The organism is Nocardiopsis valliformis DSM 45023 (assembly GCF_000340985.1).
In the GTDB taxonomy this organism is placed as follows: Bacteria; Actinomycetota; Actinomycetes; order Streptosporangiales; family Streptosporangiaceae; genus Nocardiopsis; species Nocardiopsis exhalans.
This window is the reverse complement of record NZ_ANAZ01000018.1, coordinates 28,889-53,233: the sequence shown is the minus strand read 5'-3', so window position 1 is coordinate 53,233 and position 24,345 is coordinate 28,889. Positions and strand designations below refer to the sequence as shown.

Genomic DNA, 24,345 nt, shown 5'->3' with positions numbered 1-24,345 from the left:
ACCTGAGTGAGCTCATCGAGAAGGGTCTGCCGGTGTTGGTCTCGACTGCGCCGACTGTCGCTGTCGTCCCAGCGGATGGCCACGTGCGCCCGAAAGCCGAGCTGCCGCGCGGCGCCGTGCGCGAACAGGGCAGTGAGCAGGTGAGTGCGCAGTACCCCGGCGCGGAACGAGGCATGGTTGGGTGAAATGCCGATCCGCGTGCGGATTTCCTTCGAGGCCGCATGGTTGATCGCTGGATGGGTGAACCACGGGTCGCGGGCGGCCACGCCGGTCACCCTTCGCCCAGCAGGCCGCACCACAGGGGCACGGTGGAGACCATCGGGTGCGGATGACCGTGCCCGAACCTGCCGCCTTCCCCGAACTCCTCGCCATGATCGGCACAGACCACGACCAAGGGGCGTCGTGCACCCAGGCGCGAGAACAGGTCGCCCAGACGGGAATCAGCCCACTCCAGAGCCTGCCTCTGCATCTGCAGTAGCGCCTGGACGTCCCGGTCCTCCAAGGCGTCCTCTCTTGAGCCGATCGCTCGGCCGTCATGCAGCAGGTAGAGGCGTCGGAGGAGTTCCCTGCTGCGGTCAGTGAGGGGGCTCCACGGCGTCGTGTAGGGGATGTGCGTGCTGGGGCAGTTGACGAAGAGGAAGAACCGTTCGGCCTCCAGACACAGCTCCGCGAGCTTGCGGGTGTGGGCCAGCGGCAGTTGCTCCTCGCGATCGATGATTCTGGTTTCCGCAGTGGCAGCCGATCGTGCGGGACGGCCGAAGTAGAGGAACTCCGGGAACAGGATCGGCAGACTGTTCGCGGGGTCGGAGGCGTCGAAGAAAGTCACACCGCCCGCCCCGAGCACCCTGTAACCCCTCTCGACGTAGTGAGCCATCAAGGTGGGGTCGCCGAATGGGATAGCGGAGCGCCGATCGGAGGGGCGGGCCGCAGCTGAACGCCAGATCGCGTCCACGCTGCGCCCGCCGAGAGCGAAGGGGCCCGAGACCGGACGGGGCAGGTAGCCGTTGAACAGCGCAGCGTGGGCGGGGAGTGTGTAGGTCCCCGGGCTCTCAGCTCGCAGCAGCGGACCGAGCTTTGCCAGGTTCGGCGTGTGCGCGCTCGCCGCGACGTCGTATCGGCAGGAATCCAGAGTGACGAGGACGACGCTGCGGTCGGCCAGATCGGTGTTCGACATCGGCTCACACCTCCAGTACCAGCGACGGGTCCCGGAAGCGGTCAATCGGGGACAGGGCGAGCAGGCGCTCGGAGAGCAGCGGGAGTTCGGCCAGGGTCTGGGCGGCCAACTCCTCGACAGTGCTGCGGTCGAGGCGGTTGCCTCGCCGTGCGAGCCGGACGCCGACGAACGACGGGTCGTCCAGACGGTCACCGTTGCGCGATACCAGCACGACCTCGTTGGGCAGACCGAGCTTTGCGTGGATGCGGTCCGCCAATTGCGCGGAGGCGAGCGTGTACAGCTTGCCGGTGTGGTGCACCGGGTTCTTTCCGGCCAGGGCCTCGACCCCCGCACCGCCGCTGGCGGAGATCACCCCGTTGGCCTTGTTGCCGCGCCCGACGAGGCCGCAGTCGCCCTTGCCCAGGGACGTACCGAACGGTGCGAGATAGGCGCCGCTGCCGTGGTCCTTGGTGTTGACGCTCAGCCGCGTGAGCCATGGATGCTGTCGCACGACCGGCTGTTCGTTGATGAAGCAGTCGAGGCGCTCGTGTGCCTCGGAGATCAGGGCCGTGTACTCACAGTGCGAGCCGACCGCCTGCGGATACACCGGCAGGCAGACCGTCGCCTCCAGGACGTCCGCCGCCCTGGTCAACATCACCTTGACGTCGGAACCCAGGCCGCTGATCGCATTCCTGAAGGAAGGACTGTTGACGTGGTTCTCCACATCGATCGCCACGACGTCCAGAGGATCAGCCGGTGCGTAGGCGCTACAGAAGGCCGTGTCGTTGGCCAGAGCACCCACCGAGGCGATCCGGCACTCGACATCAGCCGAGGGGCGGTAGAAGGAGACGGGATGGTCTGCTCCGACACCCGCGGTGTTCTCCACGAAGCTGCGTACGGAGCCGATGATCTGGTCGCAACCGGTCGCTTCCACCAGCACGCCTTCGACCGTTGCTCTGAAGAGGTCCTCGATGGGGAGGGCCTCGGTGCCCACCGCTCGCGTCACCTTGCCGAACAGGTAGGCGCTGATGGGCTTGCGGATCGTGTAGCCGCCGAAGCCGATCTCCGCCTCAGCGCCGATCAGTGCGACCTTGTCGACCCAGTGGTTCGGGACCGCGCCGAAGCGGTCGAGTCCGTGAAGCGAGTAGCGGCGGGAGAACTCCTCTGCGATGAGGTCGGCAAGGGAGTCCGGGTGCCCGATGCCCTTGCGTTCGACCACGTTGAAGCCGCGATCCGTGACGTCATTTTCATTTTTGTGGAGGGTGATGAACATGCATACTCCTGTTTTATAGGTGCAAGTTCCAGGGGGTGAGACGCCCATGCTCTTCGCGAATGCCTGAGAGGGCTTGTCTTGATCCTGTGCGCTGCTGGACCGCAGCGATAAGCCCTTCCCGGGACCTCCGCGTTCGCGTGAACCGATGACACATCCCAGCCTTGTGCCGACACGCTCACCCGCCAACGACCCTCTGCTGTACTTCCGTTGCACTTATGTCGTCTGTCCGGGCGATGCGTGCTTCCATGGTTTCCGGAAAGGGGGCACACGTGAGAGTTGTGCACCGCTGGACCGGTTTAGAGGCGCGGTCCCTGCGCTTGGCGACGAGGATGAGCGTTCGCGCGTTCGCGGAACATCTCGGGGTCGGTGCCCGTACCGTCTCCAAATGGGAGAAACTCCTGACGGGGACGGTTCCCCGGCCTGACACCCAGGCCATCTTGGATACCGTTCTCGCACGGGCGGACAATGCGGTCCGTCTGCGTTTCGAGGCCAACCTGTCCCAGACCGAGCAGCCGCCATGGGATGCGGGCCGGTATCGGCAGACGGCCGGAACACGGAATGATCAATACGAATCGTGGGTGGATGATCTGGACCGAGTCGTCATAGCCCTCTCCCGGCAGGACTTCACGTTCGCCGAGGCCCTTCTGGGACGCTGGTCCTCCCGTTTCCGACTCGGGGAGTTAGACGACAGGGGTCTGTACCTGTTGGCCCGCTCCACAGCTCTCCTCGGGGACCTCCGACGGGACCAGGGTGCGCTGGTTGGGCCGCTCTCAGCCCAGCGCTCCTACTCTGAAGCACGAGCTCTCTTCAACCGACTCGGCATCCCACGTCGTGTCGGCCGTCTCGACCTGTCTCTCACAGTCGTCACAGAGATGTCCGGCGAACTGGATACGGCCGCCCGCCGATACGAGACCCTCGCCGAAGATGAGAGGCTCAACCACCGTGATCGGGCCCGTGCCCGTCTATGGGTGGGCACCGCACTGAGCAAACTCGGCGAGTACGGCCACGCCACGTATGTCATCCAGTCCGCGATCCGGGAGTTCGAGGACCTGGCCGAGCCGGGAGACTGGTCGGGAGCACATCAGAAACTTGCTTTGGCACATCGTGGCCGAGGTGAGTTCGATCGGGCCTTGAGGTATATCGACATCTCACGAGACAGCGGTGCCACGAACACACCAATGGCCCGGGTTCGCCTGGACACTGCTCAAGGCCACATATTGCTGTCTGACCCCGCAACTCGGGACGATGGCGTACGGCTCCTCGACCGAGCCGCCGAAACCGCCTCCCGGCGCGGTCTCGACCACCAGCTTCGCAGTATCGAAGGCATCAGGTCCGAGCAGGAAACCTGGTCCAACAACCAGAGGAGGAATACATGGCGGACGACACACGTACCATCACCCAGGAGCAGTGGCGGCACGCGGAACTGATTTGGGAGTACCACCGCATGCACCATCAGGTGCGGCCGTGTGACGTGGCGATCGCTCTGGGCTGCAACGATATCGGCGTGGCGGTGCACGCCGCTGAGCTGTACCACGCCGGCCTCTTTCCGGTGCTGGTGTTCACCGGTGGGAACAGTCCCTCGACCGCTGAGGTATTTCCGGCAGGGGAGGCGGTGCACTTCCGTGAGCGGGCCTTGGAACTCGGTGTTCCCGACTCCGTGGTCCTGGTGGAGCCGGAGGCGTCGAACACCGGCCAGAACATCACCTTTTCCCGTCGGGCCCTGGAAGTGAACGGCATCGCCCCCGCCACCGTGCTCCTGATCTGCATGCCCTACATGGAACGGCGCGCCTTCGCCACCGCCCGGAAGCTGTGGCCCGAGGTCGAGGTGGCGTGCGCCTCCGCACCGCTGAGCCTGGGCGACTACGTCAAGGAGATCGGGGACGCGGCGATCGTCATCGACATGATGGTCGGTGACCTGCAGCGGGTGATGGAGTACCCCAAGCTCGGCTTTGCCATCGAGCAGAAAGTCCCCCGAGAGGTGCGCCATGCCTACGAATCCCTCGTGGAGTCAGGGTTCGACAGCCGCCTGATCCCGAGCTGACCTCGTACGGTGGTGTTGGGAACGGTCCGCTGGCCGGGCACGGGTTCAATGAGGTCACCTCGCTCGAGGGGGCCGCGCCCGCGGTGGGGGAGCACGCTCAAACTGGAGAACGGTGAGGTCGTCGTGTGATGGTTCCAGCGAACTTCTTGCACGTCAGAGCCGTATCCCCTCCTGTCGGGTAGGACTTCGTGCCCTGCATCCAGGGAATCGGGGGCAGGCGACGCCACCGAGCAGGCGGACAGACAGATTGCGCGGCCGCCGTGATTGCTTGGTGGCTGCAGACCGCGACCCCCATGGAGACAGCGCATGTGTTGGACCGTTCACTCGGAGAAGCCCCTTTACACCGACGAGTGGCTCGACATCCGCCTTGCGGACGTGGAGATCACGGGAGGCAGACATCTGTCTCACCGGGTCATCCGCTCGGCTCCTGGTGCCGGAGCCGCGGTGCTCGATGGCGAGGGGAACGTCCTGCTCATGTGGCGCCATCGCTTCATTACCGACACCTGGGGCTATGAGATCCCCATCGGCGGCATCAAGGAAGGCGAGCCGCCCAAGGACGCCGCCGCACGCGAAGTCGAGGAGGAGACCGGATGGCGGCCAGGACCCTTGCGTCCGCTGCTGTACACCCAGCCCTCGAGCGGCATCTCGGACAGCGAGCACCACATCTTCGTGGCTGACAGCGCTGAGTACATCGGTGAACCTGAGGAGGACTGGGAAGCCGAACGCCTGGACTGGGTACCGGTCGAGCGGATCCCGGACCTGGTGCGTAAACGCGAACTCGTCAGCGGCACCTCCATGAACGCGCTCCTGTACCTCTACGCAACCGGAGTCGGCGACCGGTGACCGGGGCGAGGAACCGGTGCTTCAAAGAGAGGCTGGTCCACTCCTGGGCAGGACGCTGACGAAAACGTTCCACTCCGTGTGGCTGAAGGACAGGCGGCCCAGCTCTCTGTTCTGGGTGTCGCGCACATCGGCTCCGTCCTGGTGCTCCCGGGCCACGACGCACTCGTTGGTTCCACCGCTGCAGGACGACTCGTGCCAGTCAGCCATCGTTGATCCTCTTCATCTCGTCACGGATGGCCCTCAGGGTCTCATCCGGTCTTCGGTTCTTCCGATCCAGAGTCGACCAGGTCCAGCAGTTCGCGGGAATCGGAATTCTCGTGGATCAGGTGCCCAACGCGCGCGCCAACAGGGTGCGGCGGCTGTGCACGCCGGTCTTCGCGAACACCGACTTCAGATGATCCTGCACGGTGTACTCGGACAGGAACATCTGGCCCGCGACCTCGTGGGTGTCGGCTCCGGTCACCAGGTGGCCCAGTAGCTCGGCCTCACGGGTGCTGAGGCCGAAGGCTCGGGAGAACACCCCCACACGCTCTCCGGGCGAGGCTTCCTCGATCGTGACCGCGATGTCGCACATCGCGGGAGGCCGGGCGCTCCCGATCCGGGCCGCGCGCAGGGTCAGCCAGAGCCCGTCCGACAGGTGCACCCGGACGGAGGGCGGATGGGAGTCGATGCCGCTCTCGAAGGCCATGAGCTGCGCGGCCACGTTGTAGGCGGTAGCCGGAATCGGCACGCGTCCCTGGTCCGGTGGGACGAGCACCCGCAGGTAATCATGCGCCTCGGGGGTCTGACCGAGCACGTGCAGTTCATCGGAGAGCAGGAGCACCACGGGGCCCTGGCGACGAGGGCGCGGATCACGGGCCTTGAAAGTGTCCGCCTGGCAGCGGCGCAGCGCACCCGTCACAGCATCGGCGATGTGTGCCAGATAGGCGGCTTCGGCTGGGTTGAACCGGGCTGTGGCGCCTGAGCGCCACAGGTCCAAGAAGCCCCAGCACCCCGACCGGTCCCGGAACACCATCGAGGCCACGTCGCCGATCCGGTACTCCCTGAGCAGGTCCCGCCACAGGAGACTGCGCGAGGGATCGCCTCCGGTCGCCTCCTGGAGCAACGCGACGGGCGCCGACGCCTGCAGAGTCGTCCACCGATTGAGTGTTGTGAGGTACTTCAGGCGGATCAGGCGGGGCAGCTCGCGCAGGCAGGGGACATCCGCGAGCGGAAGGGAGCCGACCGATGTCTCCGGGTCGGTCAGCAGGAAGGCGTGGGCATCGAAGCCGACCACGCAGCGGATCTCCTCCAGCAGTCGCAGCCGCAGTTCCCGCGCATCGCCCGCAGACTCACAGAGGCGCTGGATCCGCCCCCGTGACCGGACCCAGGCCGCGGTTTCGACCATGCTCCGAGGCTACTCCGCGACGACCCCGCCAGCCCTGGGCCGTGGTGTCCCGCCGATCCGCCGTGCGACCCCAGACTCCTGGGATAGGAAACAGTCGCCGGCGGCCCCAGGATCGAGGTGACACACGATCCGGATGAGGAGGAGCCATGCCGACTCTGCACATCGAACACGCCATCACGGACTTCGTTCTCTGGAAGACGGCCTTCGACCGCTTCGCCGAGTTCCGGGAGCGGTCAGGGGTCCTCCGGCACCGGGTTCAGCGTCCGGTCGACGACCCGGAGTACATCGTGATCGACCTGGACTTCTCCACCGCCGAAGAGGCGGAGGTCTTCCTGGGGTTCCTGCGGACCAGGGTCTGGTCCTCGAACGAGAACGCCCCGGCCCTCGTCGGGACCCCGGAGACCAGAATCCTCGACTCCGTCGAGAGCACCTGAGCGCGACAGTGCCCCCTCGGGGGCGGCCTACTCATGAGCGCCCCCTGGTGCACCCGGAACGCGAGAACGGCCCCTGGCGTGCGAAGGATCTTCGCAGGCCAGGGGCCGTTCTACTGGTGGAGCGGATGACGGGGATCGAACCGCCCAATGTCAGCGGCGAGTCCTGCCCCGACACGGGAACCAGCAGGCAGTGACGCTGCCCGTCGGCCGGTTGCGGTCGGCTGCCCTACGTTGCACGGGCTCCGGTGCACCGACTCGACTGCGGCCTCGGGGCGTCAGTTGCCTGCCTGGTCGCAGACGGACTGCCGGGTTCCGGAGCTGAGTAGCGTGCGAGCACGCAGGGTCGGAGGGTCGTGCTGGTCGGGTCCGGCCCCGGTTGCGGTTACTCGGACGGGACGAGGTCGTCGCGCACCACCGACAGTGCGACCTCGCGCCCCGCGTCGTGTTCCGCCAACCGTGCGACCAGGGATTGACGTACGTGGTGGTAGGTGTCAGAACCCAGAGGCAGCCTCAGTGGCACCTCACCGCTGTCGATGAGGTCGATCATCGCACCGGAGATCTTCTCGGGGGAGTTGACCAGGACGAACGAACCATCGGCGAGGGAACGCCGGACGTCCCCGGCGGGCCCGGCGTCGTACTCCGGCATGACGGGGCCGGACGCCAGCGCGCCGCCGAACCCGGTGTGAGTCGCCCCGGGTTGGACGATGGTCAGGCCGATACCGAAGGGCGCGATCTCCTGGGCGACGGTCTCGCAGAACCCCTCGATGCCCCACTTGGAGGCGTGGTAGTACGAGAAATTGGGGTAGGTCGTCTGTCCCCCCGCTGTGGATACCTGGAGGATCCGGCCGTGCCCCTGCGCTCGCAGATGCGGCAGGACCGCGCGCACCACGTGGATCGAACCGAGCAGGTTGGTGTCCACCACCGCGCGGATCTGCTCGTCGGTCGCTTCTTCCACGGCTGAGAAGACACCGAACCCGGCGTTGTTGACGACCACGTCGATACTGCCCAGGTCCGTGAAGGCACGGTCGACGACCTTCCGGACCTCTCCGGTGTCGGTCACGTCCATCCGCGCCACCCAGAGCCGGTCGCCGTGCTCGGCGCGCAGTCCGTCGAGCGCCTCCGGGGTGCGGAGTGTCGCCGCCACCCGGTCTCCCCGGTCGAGGAGCTGTTCGGTGAGCAGGCGACCGAAACCTGAGGACGTACCTGTGATGAACCATGTTCTGGTCATGGGGCTGCCTTCCGTCGTTGGCTGTGGCCGACAGTAGGAGTTCGAGTCGACTCGAGGTCAAGACTCCGCTTCGTATACTCAGGCCATGAGCGCCACATCTGAGAAGTCGATGGCCATCGGTGAGGTGAGCGAACAGACCGGACTGTCCGCTCACACGTTGCGCTTCTACGAACAGCAGGGCCTCCTGGTCGAGTCGGTCCGGCGGGACTCGGCGGGACGGCGGACCTTCAGCGAACAGGAGGTCGGTTGGCTGCGAGTGTGCGCTCGGTTGCGTGACTCGGACATGCCCCTGCCCGACATCCGCCGGTACGCGGAACTGGTTCGGCAGGGCGAGGAAACCGTGGCCGAGCGGTTTGAACTCTTGCGTGGACACCAGGCGCGTGTACGGCAGCGGATGGCCGAACTCCAGCAGTCGCTCGACGTCATCGATTTCAAGGTCGGGCTGTACGAGGACCACCTCGACGCAGGGTCCGCCGACACGCTCTGGCGTGACGGCCCCGAATGCGCTCCGAACACCTACTGAGCCTGCGACAAGGGTCGGATCGCGTGGATGCGTCCAGGAACGAAGCGCGTGATTGTGCCTGATCAGGCCGTTGGGCAGCCCCACTGCGCAGTGGCCGAGGCAGGGCAGCGATCGCCACCACTCCTGCAGGGCGGCCATGGCCGAATTGTTGGGCGGTCAGGGTAGAGGGTTCGGCCCGGCAGGCAGCGCCTGCTCACGAGATCGGCCCCGTGCACCCGGACGCATTTCCATATCAGGGGTGGTACGGGCACCGGGCGCGTCAACCGGTGGCCCGTGTATCCGCCGGTGCACCCCCAACGCGAAGACGGCCTTTGGCGTGTGAAGGATCTTCACAGCCCAGGGGCCGTCATTCGTGTGGAGCGGATGGCGGGAATCGGACCCGTGCTTCCTGCTCGGTGGCTTTCTTCGTGGCCGGACCCGTGGCCGGGGACGCTCGACGATAGATGACGAAACGTTCACCGCCCCTCACGGTTCCAGCCGGTCAGCCGGTTCAGCCGGCCTCGGTGAGTGGGGGAGTGCTCCGCCGCAGCACCACGTGCCCGTGCCGCCGCACCACCCGGGGGCCCTCCTCCGAAGGGCTCGAGGCCAGGTCCAGGGCGATGCGACCGACCTCGCCCCAGGGGAGACGGACCGTGGTCAGCGCGGGTTCCACGTCGCGCAGGGCCGGCACGTCGTCGATCCCGGCCACCGCCAGGTCCTGCGGCAGGCTCAGCCCGCCCTCCCGGAACCTCGCCATCGCCCCCACCGCCACGGTGTCGCTGATCGCCAGGACCGCTTGGGCGGGGCTGTGCCGGCGCAGGAACTCACCGGCGGCTGCGTAACCGCCGTCCCGGTCGAACACGCAGTGCAGCACCCGGTCCTCGCCGAGTTCGAGCCCCCGCCGTTCGAGCGCCGCGCGGAAGCCCAGGACCCGGTCGTGGGCGGTGCTCGCCTCGGGCGGGCCGGCCAGCACGGCGAACTCGCGGTACCCCAGGTCGGCCAGGGCGTCGACGAGGTCGGAACCGGCCCGCTGGTTGTCCAGCGCCACCGTGTCGAAGGGCAGCCCCTCCTCGCTGATGGCCACCACCCGGCCGCCCTCGGCCTCGTAGGCGCGCAACTCCTCCACCAGGCGTTCCTCCCAGACGGTCGCGGTGACCGAACGGCCGCCGGCCAGGATGATCGCCCGGGGCCGTTGGGCGCGCAGCGAGGACACCACCCGGACGGCCTGCTGGACGCTGTTGTTGCTGGAGACCATGGTGACCATCCGGTCGGCGGCCTCGGCGGCGCGCAGCACCCCGGAGGCGATCGGGGAGAAGTAGTCGTCGTGGATGCCGTTGACCAGCATCGCGATCTGGTCGCTGCGCCCCCCGGCCATCGCCTGGGCGGCCGGGTTGACGACGTAGCCGAGGCGTTCGGCGGCGGCCAGTACCCGGCTGCGGTACTCGGGCCGGACGTTGCGGACACTGCCGTTGACGGCCCGTGAGGCCGTCGCGTGGGACACGCCCGCCTCGCGTGCGACGTCCGCCAGGGTGACGTGGCGCGAACCGCCCGCGGCCTTCACCGTTGTGTACCCACTTCCCGTGTAGGGCGGTCGGCGGGGCCTGGGCGGCCCTGCCGGCCGTGCTCAGCCGACGTCGAAACCCTGCTGTTCGCCGTAGGAGCGCAGTTCCTCGCCCCATTCTTCCAGCCCCTCGTGGACGTCCCCGGGGGCGTCGATACGGGGACCCACGCTGTCACCGAACACGGAGTTGGCGTAGACCTGGTAGGGCATGTAGTGCCAGTCGTCGGCGACCAGGCCGGAGGCTTCGGCGAGCACCCGGTTGGCCTGCTGGCCGTCGAAGTAGTCGATCTCCTGGTCCAGGTAGGCGGGGTCCTCCAGGGTGGCGGTCTGGGCGGGGAAGTTGCCGCCGGCCACCTGGGCCTCCAGCGAGGCTTCGTGCGTGGAGAACCACTCCAGGAAGCCCATGGCCAGCGCGGTGTTTTCGCCGCCCCTGACCACGGAGAACCCGGAGCCGCCGTTCTCGGCGTTCTCGGGCGCGTCCGCGTCCCAGACGGGTGCGGGGGCGACCCGGAAGTCGCCCTCGTTGTCGGTGAGGGTGCCGGAGATGTTGCCCAGGGCCCAGGCCCCGGTCACCCAGCTGGCCAGGGAGCCGTCGCCGAGCGCGCGCCACCACTCGTCGGTCCAGCCCGGCTGGGCCGAGACCAGGTCGTCGGCGAGCAGGTCGCTCCAGTAACCGCTGACGCGCTGGGTCGACTCGTCGGAGAAGTCGACGCCCACCGACTCCCCGTCGACCTGGTAGGGGCGTCCGCCGCCCTGCCAGATCAGGCTGTTGAGGCCGCCCGCGTCACCGGGGTCCATGGAGGTGATGTGCGCGCCGCTGTCCTCCTTGATCAGCTCGGCGGCCTCGGCGAACTCCTCCCAGGTGGCGGGCGGCTCGGCTCCTGCCGACTCGAACACCTCCTGGTTGTAGATCAGGATCAGCGGGCCGGTGTTGTTGGGCAGGCCGTAGGTGGCGCCGTTGTAGCTCATCTGCTCCCAGGAGGAGGCGGTGAACTGGTCTTCCAGGGTGTCCAGGCCCCAGTCGTTCACGCTCTCCAGCTGTTCGGACAGGGCCAGCTGGGGCAGCGCGAAGTACTCGATCATCGCCAGGTCGGGGATGTTCTCCCCCGCGCTGACGGCGTTCTGCAGCGCCGTGTACTGCTCGGCGGACTGGCCGGAGTTGACGAGTTCGACGTCGATGTTGGGGTGTTCGGCCTCGAAGGCCTCGATCGCCCCGTCGAACTTGGTGCTCCAGGTCCACAGGGTGAGCTCGCCGCCCTCGGCCATGGCGGCCTCGATCTCGGCGGAGCGGTCGACGGAGTCGGCCGGAGCGTCGGCGGCGCCGTCGCCGCCGCAGCCCGCGAGGAGCAGGCAGCAGCCCGCCGCCGCGGCGGTCAGTGTCGTTCGGGGGGATCTCATGGTGGACACCTCGTGGTTGTCGTGGGGACTCACTGCTTGACGCTTCCGGCGGCCAGACCCGACTGCCAGAACCTCTGGAGGAAGAGGAAGGAGATGATCAGCGGCACGATCGCCAGGAGGGAGCCGGTCAGGACCACGTTGTAGACCGGTTCGAGGTTGGCGCCCGTGGTGACCTGGTTGTTGAGCTGGTTCAGTCCGACGGTGAGCGGGTACAGCGTCGGGTCGCTGAGCATGATCAGCGGCAGGAAGTAGTTGTTCCAGGTGCTGACCAGGTTGAAGAGCAGGACCGTGGCGAACCCGGGTGCCAGGAGCCGGAACGCCACCTTCCAGAACGTGGTCCAGGCGCCCGCGCCGTCGATCTTGGCGGCTTCCAGGAGCGAGTCGGGGATGGCGTCGGCGGCGAAGACGGTCATGAGGTAGAGCCCGAACGGGCTCACCAGGGCGGGGATGATGATCGCCGAGCGGGTATCGGTGATGCCGAGTTCGGCGAACAGCAGGAAGGTGGGCACGGCCAGCGCCGTGGCGGGGATGGTGATGGCGCCGAAGACCACCGCGCGGGCCAGGCGTTTGCCGGGGAAGTCGAACCTGGCCAGGGCGTAGCCGCCGAAGGTGCAGATCAGGGTGGCGCCCACGGCGCCCACCACCGAGTACAGGGCGGTGTTGAACAGCCAGGTGAGGTAGATGCCGTCCTGGTAGGTGACGGTGGTGACGATGTTGTCCCACAGGGCGAACTCCCCGGCGAACCACAGCCCGTTGGAGCGGAACAGGTCGCCGTTGGTCTTGGTGGAGTTGACCGTGAGCCAGTACAGCGGCAGCAGGGTGTAGAGCACCATCAGCGCCATGAGCAGCTGCAGGGTCACCTGCGTGCGGCGGCGGCGTCGGCGGCCGGGGGAGGGGTGTGCGCGTCGGCGGGGCGGGCTCGGGGGTGCGGGGGCGGCCTGTGTCTCGAGGGGGTCGGTGGTCACGCTCATCGTCTCGCTCCCCGTCCGGTCATCCACTGGGCCAGGTAGGCGACGACGACGGTGACGGCGCCGAGCAGGACGGCCACGGCCGCGGAGTAGGTCACCTGGTTGGCGTTGAAGGCCAGCTGGTAGGCGTACATGTTCGGGGTGTAGTAGGTGCTGATCGAGGCGGGGGCCAGGGAGCGCAGCACGTTGGGTTCGTTGAACAGCTGGAAGCTGCCGATGATGGAGAACAGGGTCGCCACCCACAGCGCCGGTTTGAGCGCGGGGACCTTGATGCTCCAGGCGATGCGCGCCTCGCCCGCGCCGTCGATGGCGGCGGCCTCGTAGAGCTCCTCGGGGATGGAGCGCAGGGCCGCGTACAGGATCAGCATGTTGTAGCCGAGGAACTGCCAGGTCACCACGTTGCCGATGGCGAGCAGGACCCAGTCGGGGGCCAGCGGGCTGGCCAGGGCGGCGCCGGTGGCCTCGTTGAACTGCCCCACCAGGCCGAACTGGTCTCCGTAGATGAAGCCCCACATGAGCGCGGCCACGACCGAGGGCACGGCGTAGGGGACGAAGATGCTGAGCCGCATGAACTTCATGGCGCGGACCCGTCCTGAGTCCAGCGCCAGGGCGGCCAGCAGGGCCAGTCCGATCATGATCGGGACCTGGACCGCGAGGAAGAGCGCCACCCGGGAGAGGCCTTCCAGGAATCGGGGGTCGGTGAGGGCGTCGAGGTAGTTGCCCAGGCCGACGAAGGAGCGGCCGCCGATGAGCTGGTCCCGGAACAGGCTCAGTCCGGAGGCGTACAGCAGAGGCGCGACGACACCGACGGCGAACACCAGCAGGAAGGGGGCGAAGAAGGCCAGCCCGGTCCAGTCGCGTCGTCGTCTGCGGGGCCTTCCTCGCGCGGTGTCCAACGGGACCGCACTCATCGGTGTCCCCTTTCGCACGGAGGGTTGGATGGGTACTCTCAAGCAGGTTGGAATACGCTTTCCAAAGTAGGTGTGAGCCACGCCACGGTCAAGACGGGTTCGGGAACTTCTCTGGAATCCGCGTTCCCGGCCGTGGCGGGACCGGAGTGAGTGGAGGCGAAGTCATGGTTGAACGTGCCGACGGGAACGGGGCGGGGCCCCCGGGGCACAGGCCCCAGACCCTGCTCGCGATGGGGGAGGGCGTCTTCCGGCTCCAGTTCACACCCCCGGTCATGGAACGGCTGAGACAGGCGGCCCACCTCGAAGAACCCCTTTTGATCAGCGATTTCGACACTCCGGAGGCGCGCGCCCGGCTGGCCGGCTGCGAGGTGCTGCTCACCTCCTGGGGGTGTCCGCCGATCACCCGGGAGGTCCTGGACGCGGCGCCGGAGCTGCGCGCGATCATTCATGCCGCGGGGAGTGTGCGCGCCCAGGTCCCGCCCGAGGCGTTCGACCGGGGGCTGCTCGTGACCACGGCGGCGGCCGTCAACGCGGTCCCGGTGGCCGAGTACACCCTCGCCATGATCCTCGCCTGCGGAAAGCGCGTTCCGTTCCTGGCCCGCGACGCCAGGACCCACCGGTCGGACTGGTCGTACCTGGACGGGTACCGGCCGCTCACCAACCGCGGCCGCACGGTCTGCGTCCTGGGCTGGTCCAGGGTCGGCCGACTGCTCGGCCGTATGCTCGCCCCCTTCGAGATCGACCTGCTGGTGGTCGACCCGCACGCCGACCCCGCCGACGTCGCCGCCGCGGGCGGGCGCCTGACCAGCCGGGAGGAGGCCTTCCCCCGCTGTGACGTGCTCTCCCTGCACGCCCCCCTGCTGCCCGCGACACGGGGCATGATCGACGCCGCGGCCCTGGCCCTGCTGCCGGACGGCGCCACCCTGATCAACACCGCGCGCGGCGCCCTGGTCGACACCCCCGCCCTGGAACGGGAGTGCCGCACCGGCCGCCTCTACGCGGTCCTGGACGTCACCGAGCCCGAACCCCTGCCCGACTCCTCCGTCCTGTACTCCCTCGACAACGTGGTCATCACCCCCCACGTGGCCGGGTCCCTCGACTCGGAGACCGAAAGGATGTCCATGGCCGCCCTCGACGAACTCGACCGCTACCGCACCGGCCGCCCGCCCCTGGACCCGATCACCGGCGCGACCTTCGGAGTCACCGCTTGAGCACCCAGATCCCCGGGCTTTCCCACATCCCCGGGCTTCCCCCCGAGAACCGCGACCTGTCCCCGCACACCGGCTGGACCCGCGAGCACTGGACGGCCGTGGCCGCCCACCTGCTGCTGTCGGTGCGCCCCCACACCTCACCCGGGCACGCCCGCGTCGAACTCCCCGGCCCCAACAGCTCCTACGGCCCCGACAGCGACGCCCTGGAGGGGTTCGCCCGCACCTTCGTGCTCGCCGCGATCCTCGTCGCGGGCGAGCGCGGGCACGACCCGCACGGCTTTCTGGACCGCTACCGCGCCGGCCTGGTCGCGGGCACCGACCCGCACGGGCCCGAGTACTGGCCCCGCCCCGACCGGGTCGCCCAGGCCAAGGTCGAGGCCGCCTCGATCGCCTTCGGCCTGATGCTCACCCGGCCCTGGCTGTGGGACCGGATGGCCCCCGCCGAACAGGCGCGGGTGGTCGACTGGCTGGCCACGGTGGTCGGCGAGAGCTACCCGCCGATCAACTGGGTCTGGTTCCAGATCGTGGTGGAGGAGTTCCTGCGCTCGGCCGGCGGTCCCTGGGCGCCCGCCGACCTCGCCTCGGGGCTGGCCGTGCACGCCTCCCTGCGGCGCGAGAACGGCTGGCTCTCCGACGGCCGGGAACGCTCCTACGACCACTACTGCGGCTGGGCCCTGCACTTCTACCCGCTCGCGTGGGCCCACTTCGCCCAGGAGGGGCCAGAACCGGCGCTGCTCGACCGCTGGCGCTCGGACCTGCGCCGCTACCTGCACGACCACGTCCACCTCATCGGGGCCGACGGCGCACCCCTGTTCCAGGGGCGCAGCCTCACCTACCGGATGGCCTCGGCCGCGCCGCTCTGGATGGGGGCCTGGTCCGGAGCCGGCGACCTCGACCCCGGCCTGACCCGCCGGGCCGCGTCGGGAATCCTGCGCCACTTCACCGACCGCGGAGCCCCCGACGCGGACGGGCTGCTCACCCTGGGCTGGCACGCCGCCTGGCCGGGGATGCGGCAGTCCTACTCGGGCGCCGGCTCGCCCTACTGGGCGGCCAAGGGGTTCTTCGGGCTGCTGCTGCCCGCCGACCACCCCGTGTGGACCAGCCCCGAACGGCCGCTGCCGGTGGAGGAGAGCGACTTCCGCCGCACCGTGGTCTCGCCCGGCTGGACCGTCTCCGGCACCGTCGACGACGGGGTGGTACGTGTGTTCAACCACGGCACCGACCACGGCACCGAGGGTGAGGCGGCCACCGACTCACCGCTGTACGCGCGGCTGGGGTACTCCACCGCCACCGCCCCGCCGCTGGTCGGGGAGACGCTCGACTCCCCGCTGGACAACAGCGTCGTCGTCCTCGACGAGAGGGGCCGGGCCACCCACCGCACCGGGTTCACCGCCCTGGGCGTGACCGACGACGGGGTCGCCGCCGTGGGGCGCTCGCGCTGGCGGGCCCACTGGGTGGAACCCCAGGACCAGGGCGGGCACGACCACGGCTCCGGCCGACCGGGCGCGGTTCGCCCGGGACCACTCATCGAGGCGTGGTCGGTGGTGCGCGGCGCCGACGAGGTGCGCGTGGTGCGGGTCGGCCACCAGGACGACCCTTCGGCGGACGGCCCGGGCGTCGAACTGAGGGTGGGCGGCTGGCCGGTGCCCGAGGGGGAAGGTATGACTTCCACCGTCAGGGTCCTGGCCGGTGGCGAGGGAGGGGTCGAGACCGGGAGCGAGAGGCTGGAGGACGTCACCCCGCTCTCACCCGCCACGGTCGTTCCCTGGGCACGCGCACGGGTCGCTGCGGGGAACGTCCTCGTGTGTCTGGTCCGGTTCACCGGGAGGACGGAGGAAGGGGCGAGTCAGAGGGAGTTCCCGTACGCGCGGATCACCGGGTCGGAGGTACTCCTCACCTGGCCGGACGGGGCCGTCAGCGAGATCGCCCTCTGAAGTCGGTGCCCGCGGGACCGGCCGGGGACAGCCCGGCACGGGCCCGCGCGGCCGCTTCCGTCCACCTTTGCCATCGACCCCTTCGGGGCCGGGATCCACCGGACCGGGAGTCGCGAACCGATGGGCTTCGATCCGTGCGCCTGGGTGCGCTCCCGGTCCGGCGGGCGGGTGAGGCGGCCCCACCGCCTGATGCTGCGTGAGGGCTACGGCTGCACTGGTCGAACCCGACTGCGGGTCGACGGCTTCAACCGCGGCCCCGTCGGCGACGGATCAGATCCCGCGATCCGCCGCTCCCTGTCAGTGCTGCAGCGTCAGCACACCGGGTCGGTAGGGCAGGAGGCCGTAGTCGGTGCCGTCGGAGCCGGGGTCGCGTCCCTGGTAGAGGAACTGTATGTCACAGGCGTCGACGGTCATGGTTTGGTCGGGGTCGGTGCGGATCAGCTCGCCGTGGCTGATGTCCCGGGTCCAGTCGGCGCCGCTGTTGGCCTGGCCGGCGAAGGGGTTGCCCTCGGTGGTGGCCTGCGGCGTCCACGTGCCATCCAGACTGGTGGCCGTGAACGAGCGGAAGTAGCGGCCGTTGGCCCCCATGGCCTCGACGATCATGAGGTACTGGTCCTGGCCCTCGATCCTGTAGACCTGGACCGCTTCGAACAGGTTGCTCCTGGTGTCGCGCATGATGACCGTGGAGGACGAACCGAAATTGCCCGGGAAGTCGTCGTTGGGCATGCTGGACCGGTAGATCTCGCCGTTGTTCCCGGCGAAGAACAGGTACATGTGCGTGTCGTCGCCGATGAGCGCCTGATCGATGGGGCCCGTGTCGGAGTCGCCGATGCTTCCGTCGAAGAGCGTCTGCGCCGACGACCAGCTGTTCACGTCAGCGGGATCGGTCGACGTCCGGTAGGAGAAGGCGGGCCCGGCCCACTGGTAGGCGAGCACCCAGACGTCCCCGGGGGCGAAGTAGAAGAGCGACGGTGCCACGGCGTTGAAGGGCATCGGGTTCTGGTTGGCCGACGCCATGTCGGACCAGTCGTCGAAGAGGTCGAAGTTCATCGATCCCCATGACGTTCCGGTGTCGTGGGTCGTCGCGTAGACGAGGTGCTGGCCGTTGTAGGGGGCGTGGGTGAAGTCCTTGAGCGAGACCCACCCCGGATCCGGCTGAGCCAACGGGCCGGTCGACGTCCAGGTGTAGGAGGACGGAAGAGCGCACGTGTCGCCCGGCCCCGCGCCGTCGACGCGGACGGGCAGCCACTGCTGGTTGCCGCCGCCCCAGTCGTCGTACTGCACGACGTTGGCGCCGTCAGCGCCCGAGCCGCCCTGGACCTCCACGGCCTTGCCGCTGTGCCGGTTGACCAACCGGACGTGGCCGCCGGGGGAGTCCTCCAGCCGGAACTGCTGGTTGGCCTGGTCGTAATCGGTCCACTGGACGATGCCGGCGCCGTTGGCGGTCGACCAGTCGTAGACGTCCAGCACCTTGTCGGAGACCCGTGACCGCAACCGGTAGTAACCGTCGCCGGAGTCGACGAACTGCCACTGTTGCTGGTACTGGTCATTGCGGGTCCACTGGGTGATCCGCGCGCCCTCGGCGGTGGCCTGGTTGTACACGTCCAGGGCCTTGCCGCTGTCCCGGTTCACCAGCACGTACCACGCGTCGGTGTCGACCGTGGCCGACGCGGCGGGCGTCGGCGTCACCACTGCACCGGCGCTACCGACCACCACGGCCATCATGCCGGCGGTGGCAACTCGCAGTAACCATCGTCGCAGCCGTGAGGGCGGGGCGCTCGCAGGCTTACTCAACGTAGACATGGTCGTTCCTCCAAGGGCCTGGAGCCGCACGGCCCGCTCGAGGGGGTGTACCGCGAGTCCTGGGCCTGCGCTCGGGGGTGTTAGCGCTAACAATCTTCCGAGTGCCTGGCACACCGAAGTGAACTCCGGTGTGCCAGGCCTGCCCGGAAAGCCAGGGCGTCATCGCCCTTGCCGTCGAATCTGAGCGATAACATCCGGGAAGTCAAGCCGAAATTTACGGAAACATTTCGGAAGGCCTGAGTCCTTCAGCTGGTAGTGCCCCGAAGCTCCTGGTGATGCCGCTGTCGTAGTGAGACCGCATGCAGTCTCGTGGGACTCGGTGCACTCCGGTGCGAAGTGACGCGCAACCACCATTCCTGCCGCCAGCCCTTCGGTGACCACCACACGGCACCAGAACCTGGGCCGCACGTAGCTCGAACAGGCGATCCCCCGTGTACTCGTTCAGCCGTTCCATCCGGCATTGCGCGGTTCTTCCCGCGTCGCCGTTGTCATCGCACGGCTTGCCAGGAGAGGGCCGATGGCCTGTGCGGCCTCCGCCTGTGCCCGCGCGTCCGCGGACGACGCGCCACGCCGCCGCGCACGGGTTACGGCCCCCTCGACAGCGGATCGGTGAAGATGGCGCCGAGGACTATTTGAGTCCCCGGTTCGCTTCCCGTCGGCCCAGCTGTGCCCGGACGGCATCCGAGCGGGAACCGGCCAGGCCTGTGCGGTCCGCGCCGGCACCGCGCGCTCCCCGGCGCGCCACCCGGCCGCGGCCGCGGAAGACCCCCGGTCCCCTACATGGAGCCCCTGCCACCGCCGCCCGCGGGAAGCCAGGACCGGTACCGCGGGAACGAGAGGTGAGATCGGTGGCCACCGATGACGGAGGACGCAACCGCCAGGACGACGAGGCGGAACCGCCGACCCCGGCGGACCTGGAGAAGGCCGGGCCCCGACGCAGCCGACTCAAGCGGACCGTGTTCTTCGGCTCGTCCATCCTGATCCTCGCCCTCTCGGTCTGGGCGATCATCACCCCCACCGGCGCCGAGTACGTCATCGGTACCGTCGTGGGATGGATCAGCCGGGTGTTCGGCTGGTACTACTTCCTCGCCGCCACCCTGTACCTGGGGTTCGTGGTGTTCGTGGCGGTCTCCCGGTACGGCACCATCAAGCTCGGCCCCCAGCACTCCCGGCCCGACTACGGGGTGTTCGCGTGGGCCTCCATGCTGTTCGCGGCGGGGATCGGCATCGACCTGATGTTCTTCTCCGTGGCCGGTCCGGTCACCCACTACCTGGCTCCTCCCGAGGGTGACGCGCAGACCGTCGAGGCGGCCCGGCAGGCCGTGGTGTGGACGCTCTTCCACTACGGCATCACCGGGTGGGCGATGTACGCGCTGATGGGCATGGCCCTGGCCTACTTCTCGTTCCGCTACCACCTGCCCCTGGCCATCCGCTCTGCCCTGTACCCGCTGATCGGCAAACGCATCCACGGCCGCATCGGTGACGCGGTCGACCTGGCGGCCATCATCGGCACGATCTTCGGCATCTCCGTGTCGCTGGGCATCGGCGTGGTCCAGCTCAACTACGGGCTGAACTTCCTCTTCGGCATCCCCGAGGGGACGGCCGCGCAGATCGGCCTGATCGTCATCGCCGTGCTCGTGGCCACCGTGTCGGCGGTGGCGGGCGTGGACCGGGGCATCCGGCGGCTGTCACAGATCAACGTCGTGCTGGCCATCGTGCTGATGCTCTACGTGCTGGTCTTCGAGAACCCCGTCCAGCTGCTCAACGCCCTCGTGCTCAACATCGGCGACTACGTCAGCCGGTTCCCCTCGATGACGCTGAACACCTTCGCCTACGACCCGCCGGTCGACTGGCTCAACGCCTGGACGCTGTTCTTCTGGGCCTGGTGGGTCGCCTGGGCGCCCTTCGTCGGGCTCTTCCTGGCCAGGATCTCGCGCGGCCGCACCATCAGGCAGTTCGTGACAGCGACCCTGGTGGTCCCGCTGCTGTACACGCTGACGTTCCTGTCGGTCTTCGGCAACAGCGCGCTGAGCGTCGTGCGCCAGGGCAACGTGGCGTTCGGGGAACTCGCCATGAACGAACCCGAACGGGGCTTCTACACCCTGCTCACGCAGTACCCGGGAGTGCTGTTCAGTGCCGGACTCGCCACGGTCGTGGGCCTGCTCCTCTACGTCACCTCGGCCGACTCCGGTGCGCTGGTCATGGGCAACCTCAGCTCCCACCTGCCCACACCCGTCACCGACGCGCCCGCGTGGCTGCGCGTCTTCTGGGCGGCGGCGACCGGCCTGCTCACCCTGGCCATGCTCCTGGTCGGTGGGCTGGACGCGCTGACCAGCGCCACCATCATCATGGGGCTGCCGTTCTCCTTCGTGATGCTCCTGATCATCTGGGGGCTGTACAAGGCGCTGAGAGTCGAACGGTTCCGGCAGGACGCCTTCCGCACGACCCTGTCGTCCTCCCTGTCGGACCGGACCACGGTCGACCGCCGGGGCGCGGAGCGCAACTGGCGCCAGCGCATCGCCAGGGCGGTGAGCTTCCCCGGCAGGCGCGCGGCCGACAGGTTCGTCCAGCAGGTGTGCCGCCCCGCGTTCGAGGACGTCGCTGAGGAGTTGCGCGACCAGGGCGCGCAGGCCACGGTGACCGAAGGGGTCGATGAGGAAGCCAAGATTCCGCACCTGGACCTGCGGGTGCCGATGGGCGACGAGGAGGACTTCAGCTACCGGGTGTGGCCGGTCGTGGTCCCCACCCCGGCGTTCGCGATGCGCTCGCTCGCCGAGCATGACACCTACGTGCGCTTCGAGGTCTACCTCACCGAGGGCAGCCAGGGCTACGACGTGATGGGCTACACCAAGGACCAGCTCATCGGGAACATCCTCGACGAGTACGAACGGCACCTGGAGTTCCTGCGCCTGCACCGGGAGGCGCAGGCCCGCTCGGCGATGCCCGACCACGGGCCCGGCACGGCCGACGTCCAGGCCGAGGAGGGGCAGTGAGGCGGTTACCGCAGGCCACGCGACTGGGACTGCCGTGGTGAGAGGACCTGCGGTCCGGTGCCCTTCCCACCGGAAGGAGGCGTGCCGTAGACCCCGGCGGTCTGCGGCACGCGAGCGGGGCTGAGGGCCGCTGCGTGCGCGTATAGCCGGCCCCGACAAAACGAAAGCCTCTGACCGGTCTGTTCACACCGGTCAGAGGCTTGAGTCTGCGCTGGTGAGTGAACGACGAGACTCGAAGGCTGGTGGGGGAGTGGGCTGACCTCAGCCGTTTGGAGAACCCACAGTTCGTGGGGAGGAGGCCGCCCGGTTGGGCTGCAGCACGCCGCATTCCGCTGGGGAGCATGCGCCCTCCGGGCATGCGGACGTATCCATCTCCGGCATCGGATGAGAAGTCCGGTGCCCGGGTACCGCCACGTGTCACTTCGTGCCGTTGTGTCCCGCACCATCCGAATCAGGATGCCGTCCTGTGCCGTCTCATGCCTCCCACTGACGCCCCGGTCTAAAACTGCGGAGCACAAACGGAGCACACACGTCCTGTCAGCGGCATCCGATGGCACCTTGCGAGGTTCTCGTCCGTCGTCTGTCTATCGGGGCATGTACTCGAACGTCGTCTTGCCTCAGCTTGCGCGCCAGCGTCTCCGGGCCCTTGAGGCAGTCCTGACGGCGCGGTGGAGTGTCGCTGCGGTATCGCACACTGGGTGACCATGACGACCGAACCCGTGCTCCACTGCGTACGCGAGTACTACTGGGGCTGCATCTACTGCTTTGACGTTGAAGGCTACGACGGGGATGACGACCACCTCTCCGGCGACGGCCCGTTCTTTGCCGTGGACGACCATGTCGCCATCCAGGTGGCCAACAGCCGCATAGTGGATCCGCACGACGCCGCCGTCGAACTGAACGTCTACGTCCATGCTGTTCCCATGGCCTCGTCCGACTACGCGTCCGTGATCGTTCTGCCTTCCGGGGTTCTCTCGATCGGTGACGGAGACGGCTTCGACGAGATCTCCCTCAGCTCTGGGCGCTGGTTGATGCAGGTTGACCTGGATCCCCGTCGACCGGAGGAGGCCCGGTGGGTGAAGATCCATTTGTCTCCTGCAGATCCGCAGTAGATGAGGAGCCTTGTCCGAGCTCTGGTATGTGCCGGGATTTCCTCCCGTTAACCAGAGCCTCCTTCACATCCGGCACGAAACAACTGACGCCGCGGGTTGTCGGCAGAGCTTCTGATCTTTGATTTTGCTCTTGACGGATCCGGGTAGCTGTCGTGTCATAAGGCCTGGAGGTACCCCAGAACCCTCGTGCCCCGGAAGAACTCCACGACCGTCGGATGCTCGCCGCTGCTCTATTCGAGGCCGGGCAGCACTCCCAAGCTGAGGTCGCCCGGATGCTCGGTGTCTCTCGCCAAGCTGTCCACCAGTGGCATCAGGCCTGGTCCAAAGGCGGCACCAACGCGTTGCACCCCGGACAACAGGGAGCCGACACCCTGCTGGCCCCCGAACAAGAGCGGGAGCTGATCAGCCTGATCCTGCAGGGCCCGGGCACCCATGGCTGGGACGATCAGCAGTGGACGCTGGCCCGGATCAACCGCTTGATCAAGGAGCGTTTCGGGCGCTGCTACGCCGATCCTTCCGGGGTGTGGCGGATGATGGACCGACTCGGTCTGTCCTGGCAGGTGCCCGCGGTGCGGGCCGGTGAGAGGGATGAGGAGGACATCGCGGCTTGGCGCACCCAGGTGTGGCCGCGGGTCAAAAGAGGAAGCGCTCCGGTTCGGGGCGTGGATCGTTTTCGCTGATGAGACCGGTGCGAGCACCGATCCTCCGGTGCGGCGGACCTGGGGCAGGCGTGGCCAGACTCCGCTGATCGCCCTCTCGCGCAAGCGGCGTCGGCGGATGGATGCCAGCGGCTGGCTGTGTGTCAACCCCGCCGATGGGCGGGTGCGGCTGGGGTACACCGCCCAACGAGATTCCCTCACCCAGTACGAGGTGCCCGACCTGGTCTCCAGGGTGCATTCCCAGCTCGGGGCTCCGGTGGTGCTGGTGTGGGACAACCACTCCTCGCATACTGCCCGGTGGGTGAGTCGGGAGCTGGCCGGTCGGTCGTGGTTGAGGGTGGTGCATCTGCCCCAGTACGCGCCTGAGCTGAACCCGGTCGAGACGTTGTGGGCGCATCTGAAGGACCATCTGGCCAACCGGGCGTTCCGGAGTCTGGAGGAGCTGGAGCGGGTGATGCGGTCCCATCTGCGCTCGGTCCAACGACGACCCGGGTTGCTGCGCGGATTTATCCGATCGTTCGGGCTGGATCCCTGCCCCATTCCGTCAAACACCTAATCAAAGATCAGTTGCCGACACGGGTGTGGAGAAAGCATGGGTGGAAGACCTGGTCCACCTCGGACCCGCCGGACGATCCCGCTGGGCCCTGATCAGCTGAGGTTCTGAATTGGGGTTTGTGGTGCACCCGGCAGGATCCGAACTTGCGATCGTCGGATCATAAGGCCATCTTGTCATCAGATCAACCCATTCTCTTGATGTCTTTCATTCTGCTTGTCGGTATGTTAAACCAATTTTCGGTTAACATAAAGTTACCCTTTGGGTTAAAGTTTTCATGGTCTGCTGGTGATTCTCGGGAGCCCTTGCCTCGGCCTTGTCTATGGGTCAGCATGGCCAGATGTGGCCAATATAAAAAAGCTGCATGTCAAGGGTGGTTCT

Annotated in this window: 21 protein-coding genes; 11 read left to right on the top strand and 10 right to left on the bottom strand. The window is 67.9% G+C overall.

Translation table 11 applies throughout. From position 1 onward, the window contains the following. Nucleotides 1-271: 271 nt before the first annotated feature. Both D457_RS0118860 and D457_RS0118855 read right to left on the bottom strand, forming a co-directional pair. Complete coding sequence (locus tag D457_RS0118860) at nucleotides 272-1,174, bottom strand: sulfatase-like hydrolase/transferase (protein WP_017582233.1); 903 nt, start codon at nucleotides 1,172-1,174, stop codon at nucleotides 272-274. A 4-nt stretch (nucleotides 1,175-1,178) separates the two neighbouring features. Beyond that, nucleotides 1,179-2,426, bottom strand: a complete 1,248-nt coding sequence (locus tag D457_RS0118855; protein ID WP_017582232.1) for a methionine adenosyltransferase — start codon at nucleotides 2,424-2,426, stop codon at nucleotides 1,179-1,181. A 578-nt stretch (nucleotides 2,427-3,004) separates the two neighbouring features. On the opposite strand from D457_RS0118855, the gene D457_RS34910 reads away from it, so the two are divergent. The 3 genes from D457_RS34910 to D457_RS0118845 all read left to right on the top strand — a co-directional run bounded on the left by D457_RS34910 (nucleotide 3,005) and on the right by D457_RS0118845 (nucleotide 5,310). Beyond that, complete coding sequence (locus tag D457_RS34910) at nucleotides 3,005-3,853, top strand: tetratricopeptide repeat protein (RefSeq protein ID WP_204367460.1); 849 nt, start codon at nucleotides 3,005-3,007, stop codon at nucleotides 3,851-3,853. Beyond that, on the top strand, nucleotides 3,799-4,467 hold the full coding sequence (locus tag D457_RS0118850; RefSeq protein WP_017582231.1) for a YdcF family protein: 669 nt from the start codon (nucleotides 3,799-3,801) through the stop codon (nucleotides 4,465-4,467). The genes D457_RS34910 and D457_RS0118850 overlap by 55 nt, the downstream gene beginning before the upstream one ends. Nucleotides 4,468-4,773: 306 nt before the next feature. Next, nucleotides 4,774-5,310 carry an NUDIX hydrolase gene (locus tag D457_RS0118845; RefSeq protein ID WP_017582230.1) on the top strand — a complete coding sequence of 179 codons (537 nt, stop codon included), beginning with the start codon at nucleotides 4,774-4,776 and terminating at the stop codon, nucleotides 5,308-5,310. Between the two features lie 21 nt (nucleotides 5,311-5,331). Here the strand turns inward: D457_RS0118845 and D457_RS0118840 are convergent, their stop codons facing one another. Together D457_RS0118840 and D457_RS0118835 are read right to left on the bottom strand one after the other, a co-directional pair. Further along, a complete protein-coding gene (locus D457_RS0118840) occupies nucleotides 5,332-5,517 on the bottom strand; it encodes a DUF397 domain-containing protein (RefSeq protein WP_017582229.1) in 186 nt (61 codons plus the stop codon). 115 nt (nucleotides 5,518-5,632) lie between these two features. Beyond that, nucleotides 5,633-6,697 carry a helix-turn-helix transcriptional regulator gene (locus D457_RS0118835; protein ID WP_017582228.1) on the bottom strand — a complete coding sequence of 355 codons (1,065 nt, stop codon included), beginning with the start codon at nucleotides 6,695-6,697 and terminating at the stop codon, nucleotides 5,633-5,635. Nucleotides 6,698-6,843: 146 nt separating this feature from the next. Between D457_RS0118835 and D457_RS0118830 the strand changes: the two genes are divergently transcribed. Beyond that, entirely contained in the window at nucleotides 6,844-7,131 is a 288-nt protein-coding gene (locus D457_RS0118830; RefSeq protein ID WP_017582227.1) for a hypothetical protein, read from the top strand. A 382-nt stretch (nucleotides 7,132-7,513) separates the two neighbouring features. On the opposite strand, the gene D457_RS0118825 is transcribed toward D457_RS0118830, so the two are convergent. Continuing rightward, the gene (locus D457_RS0118825) at nucleotides 7,514-8,359 is read right to left on the bottom strand and encodes an SDR family oxidoreductase (protein WP_017582226.1); all 846 of its coding nucleotides are present in this window, start codon (nucleotides 8,357-8,359) and stop codon (nucleotides 7,514-7,516) included. Between the two features lie 85 nt (nucleotides 8,360-8,444). Between D457_RS0118825 and D457_RS0118820 the strand changes: the two genes are divergently transcribed. Next, nucleotides 8,445-8,882 carry a MerR family transcriptional regulator gene (locus D457_RS0118820; protein WP_039831499.1) on the top strand — a complete coding sequence of 146 codons (438 nt, stop codon included), beginning with the start codon at nucleotides 8,445-8,447 and terminating at the stop codon, nucleotides 8,880-8,882. A 490-nt stretch (nucleotides 8,883-9,372) separates the two neighbouring features. Here the strand turns inward: D457_RS0118820 and D457_RS0118815 are convergent, their stop codons facing one another. The 4 genes from D457_RS0118815 to D457_RS0118800 form a co-directional block, all read right to left on the bottom strand. Then, entirely contained in the window at nucleotides 9,373-10,422 is a 1,050-nt protein-coding gene (locus D457_RS0118815; protein ID WP_017582224.1) for a LacI family DNA-binding transcriptional regulator, read from the bottom strand. Between the two features lie 63 nt (nucleotides 10,423-10,485). Further along, nucleotides 10,486-11,820 carry an ABC transporter substrate-binding protein gene (locus tag D457_RS0118810; protein ID WP_026116793.1) on the bottom strand — a complete coding sequence of 445 codons (1,335 nt, stop codon included), beginning with the start codon at nucleotides 11,818-11,820 and terminating at the stop codon, nucleotides 10,486-10,488. Nucleotides 11,821-11,849: 29 nt separating this feature from the next. Then, the gene (locus tag D457_RS0118805; RefSeq protein WP_017582222.1) at nucleotides 11,850-12,791 is read right to left on the bottom strand and encodes a carbohydrate ABC transporter permease; all 942 of its coding nucleotides are present in this window, start codon (nucleotides 12,789-12,791) and stop codon (nucleotides 11,850-11,852) included. Then, entirely contained in the window at nucleotides 12,788-13,699 is a 912-nt protein-coding gene (locus tag D457_RS0118800; protein WP_017582221.1) for a carbohydrate ABC transporter permease, read from the bottom strand. Before D457_RS0118800 ends, D457_RS0118805 begins: the two co-directional genes overlap by 4 nt. 164 nt (nucleotides 13,700-13,863) lie before the next feature. On the opposite strand from D457_RS0118800, the gene D457_RS0118795 reads away from it, so the two are divergent. Together D457_RS0118795 and D457_RS0118790 are read left to right on the top strand one after the other, a co-directional pair. After that, nucleotides 13,864-14,910 (top strand): hydroxyacid dehydrogenase, encoded by a 1,047-nt coding sequence (locus tag D457_RS0118795; protein WP_017582220.1) that lies wholly within the window; start codon nucleotides 13,864-13,866, stop codon nucleotides 14,908-14,910. Then, nucleotides 14,907-16,844, top strand: a complete 1,938-nt coding sequence (locus D457_RS0118790) for a DUF2264 domain-containing protein (protein WP_017582219.1) — start codon at nucleotides 14,907-14,909, stop codon at nucleotides 16,842-16,844. The genes D457_RS0118795 and D457_RS0118790 overlap by 4 nt, the downstream gene beginning before the upstream one ends. 297 nt (nucleotides 16,845-17,141) lie before the next feature. On the opposite strand, the gene D457_RS0118785 is transcribed toward D457_RS0118790, so the two are convergent. Beyond that, nucleotides 17,142-18,566, bottom strand: a complete 1,425-nt coding sequence (locus D457_RS0118785; RefSeq protein WP_026116790.1) for a non-reducing end alpha-L-arabinofuranosidase family hydrolase — start codon at nucleotides 18,564-18,566, stop codon at nucleotides 17,142-17,144. Nucleotides 18,567-19,495: 929 nt separating this feature from the next. On the opposite strand from D457_RS0118785, the gene betT reads away from it, so the two are divergent. The 4 genes from betT (at nucleotide 19,496) to D457_RS0118765 (ending at nucleotide 23,967) form a co-directional block, all read left to right on the top strand. Continuing rightward, nucleotides 19,496-21,640 carry a choline BCCT transporter BetT gene (betT, locus tag D457_RS0118780; protein ID WP_017582217.1) on the top strand — a complete coding sequence of 715 codons (2,145 nt, stop codon included), beginning with the start codon at nucleotides 19,496-19,498 and terminating at the stop codon, nucleotides 21,638-21,640. A gap of 704 nt (nucleotides 21,641-22,344) precedes the next feature. Then, nucleotides 22,345-22,752 (top strand): hypothetical protein, encoded by a 408-nt coding sequence (locus D457_RS0118775; RefSeq protein ID WP_239646148.1) that lies wholly within the window; start codon nucleotides 22,345-22,347, stop codon nucleotides 22,750-22,752. Between the two features lie 215 nt (nucleotides 22,753-22,967). Then, on the top strand, nucleotides 22,968-23,432 hold the full coding sequence (locus D457_RS32905; RefSeq protein WP_017582215.1) for a winged helix-turn-helix domain-containing protein: 465 nt from the start codon (nucleotides 22,968-22,970) through the stop codon (nucleotides 23,430-23,432). Nucleotides 23,433-23,460: 28 nt separating this feature from the next. Then, nucleotides 23,461-23,967 carry a transposase gene (locus D457_RS0118765; protein WP_017582214.1) on the top strand — a complete coding sequence of 169 codons (507 nt, stop codon included), beginning with the start codon at nucleotides 23,461-23,463 and terminating at the stop codon, nucleotides 23,965-23,967. Nucleotides 23,968-24,345: the final 378 nt, after the last annotated feature.

What these genes read in the sequence shown, in the direction of transcription:
- D457_RS0118860 (WP_017582233.1), bottom strand. Translation starts at nt 1,174, where the DNA reads ATGTCGAACACCGATCTGGCCGACCGCAGCGTCGTCCTCGTCACTCTG.
- D457_RS0118855 (WP_017582232.1), bottom strand. Translation starts at nt 2,426, where the DNA reads ATGTTCATCACCCTCCACAAAAATGAAAATGACGTCACGGATCGCGGC.
- D457_RS0118850 (WP_017582231.1), top strand. Translation starts at nt 3,799, where the DNA reads ATGGCGGACGACACACGTACCATCACCCAGGAGCAGTGGCGGCACGCG.
- D457_RS0118845 (WP_017582230.1), top strand. Translation starts at nt 4,774, where the DNA reads ATGTGTTGGACCGTTCACTCGGAGAAGCCCCTTTACACCGACGAGTGG.
- D457_RS0118840 (WP_017582229.1), bottom strand. Translation starts at nt 5,517, where the DNA reads ATGGCTGACTGGCACGAGTCGTCCTGCAGCGGTGGAACCAACGAGTGC.
- D457_RS0118835 (WP_017582228.1), bottom strand. Translation starts at nt 6,697, where the DNA reads ATGGTCGAAACCGCGGCCTGGGTCCGGTCACGGGGGCGGATCCAGCGC.
- D457_RS0118830 (WP_017582227.1), top strand. Translation starts at nt 6,844, where the DNA reads ATGCCGACTCTGCACATCGAACACGCCATCACGGACTTCGTTCTCTGG.
- D457_RS0118825 (WP_017582226.1), bottom strand. Translation starts at nt 8,359, where the DNA reads ATGACCAGAACATGGTTCATCACAGGTACGTCCTCAGGTTTCGGTCGC.
- D457_RS0118820 (WP_039831499.1), top strand. Translation starts at nt 8,445, where the DNA reads ATGAGCGCCACATCTGAGAAGTCGATGGCCATCGGTGAGGTGAGCGAA.
- D457_RS0118810 (WP_026116793.1), bottom strand. Translation starts at nt 11,820, where the DNA reads ATGAGATCCCCCCGAACGACACTGACCGCCGCGGCGGCGGGCTGCTGC.
- D457_RS0118805 (WP_017582222.1), bottom strand. Translation starts at nt 12,791, where the DNA reads ATGAGCGTGACCACCGACCCCCTCGAGACACAGGCCGCCCCCGCACCC.
- D457_RS0118800 (WP_017582221.1), bottom strand. Translation starts at nt 13,699, where the DNA reads ATGAGTGCGGTCCCGTTGGACACCGCGCGAGGAAGGCCCCGCAGACGA.
- D457_RS0118795 (WP_017582220.1), top strand. Translation starts at nt 13,864, where the DNA reads ATGGTTGAACGTGCCGACGGGAACGGGGCGGGGCCCCCGGGGCACAGG.
- D457_RS0118785 (WP_026116790.1), bottom strand. Translation starts at nt 18,566, where the DNA reads ATGGCCGTGGTGGTCGGTAGCGCCGGTGCAGTGGTGACGCCGACGCCC.
- D457_RS0118775 (WP_239646148.1), top strand. Translation starts at nt 22,345, where the DNA reads ATGACGACCGAACCCGTGCTCCACTGCGTACGCGAGTACTACTGGGGC.
- D457_RS32905 (WP_017582215.1), top strand. Translation starts at nt 22,968, where the DNA reads ATGCTCGCCGCTGCTCTATTCGAGGCCGGGCAGCACTCCCAAGCTGAG.